This window comes from Endozoicomonas sp. ONNA2 (assembly GCF_024606365.1).
Classification (GTDB): Bacteria; Pseudomonadota; Gammaproteobacteria; order Pseudomonadales; family Endozoicomonadaceae; genus Endozoicomonas.
Map to the genome: position 1 here is coordinate 1 of NZ_JAHHPO010000173.1, position 1329 is coordinate 1329.

General features: G+C 30.3%; 1 protein-coding gene. It reads right to left on the reverse strand.

Annotation, left to right across the window (positions count from 1 at the left end; all coding sequences use genetic code 11):
• On the reverse strand, window positions 1-1310 hold a 1310-nt coding region (locus KDK14_RS03135; RefSeq protein WP_257263565.1), incomplete at its 3' end, for a hypothetical protein.
• Window positions 1311-1329 lie beyond the last annotated feature (19 nt).

Genomic DNA, 1329 nt, shown 5'->3' on the forward strand with positions numbered 1-1329 from the left:
TTTTCAAGGAGTAATTTAACATCATCAGTAAAAGGATTATATAAATCACATAAAAGAACTCCTGAAAAGAACATATCTGCCATGCATAGTGATTTTTTTTGCAGAAGTCCTGCTTCATAACAAACTGTGCCAGAAATAGATATCACACAAAGAGAATTATCAATCAGTTTGAAAGTATCTTCATGTGGAGAGATTATCTTAACATTGGGAATTAATGAGAGCTCTTTGTACCACTGCAAAGATCTATCACCTACTGCATTCGCATGTTCTTTTACATAAAGAATTTCGCTTGTTAAGTTTCTTGATACTGATTTAATAGTTTCTATTTGATTAGAGTACAAATAACCAAGGACGTCAATTGAATGCTCTGGCTGCTTATGCAGGGTTAATAATATATAATTATCATCAAAATTAGGTTTTGAATAATAATTTTTAAACTTGATACTTGTTTTATTTACCAAAGCTGATATTTTTGAGAGAATTATTTCAGTAATGCTATACCGTGTGTAATCGTATTTATCTATGAGATAGATTTTAAAATGCTCAAATAGATTGAGAAAGATTGAAAAACTTATTTTTTTAGAAAAAGCGTTGTAAGTGTAGTATCTAGGTTTTGGTTTGTTTTTTATGAAATCAGCAATAAATTTTTCAGCATCAAATACGGTGCTGTTCTCGCTAATAGTGGATAACTCTTTTTTTGCCAATTTCTGAGGTGGCAGGGCAGAATCTGAACTATCACTCAATGATGTTTTTTGTGAGGCAACTGCCTTTCCACTATTTGTTGAAACAGCGCCATCAAATATGGAGGCAACTGGATTTTTTATTAAGAGCTTATGCTCATCAAAAACGCCAAAAAAACCAAATCTCCCATCGGGTATACGTATTGTATGAGGTCGATAAAATTTCCCCCCAATATTTTCAATTGCAAGAGCAGAGAATATTTCAAAAGCCCACGTTTGTTCGCCAAACAAAATATTGATTTTATTTTTTTTGAAAAATAGATTTATATTAATGATCATCTGCTTTGCAATGGAAACGGATGCTTTATAATTTCTAAGTTTTCTATCCATCATAATGACTTTATTTATTTCAAAGAATGAAAAATCGAACTCATTATCTTGATCTTTATAATTTTGTTTACTACTGAGTAATAAGATATTTTCTTGCTTGACTCCTTTGTCAATTAAGAAGTTAGACCAATGTCTGCTTACTGATACCCAATATATGTCATCTACAGAATCATATAGTTTCTTTGCTATTTCAAAAAAAAATTTTGTTTTGTGGAAGTTTGCTAAAAATGCAATCTTCATTTTTTATAAACCTCAATAT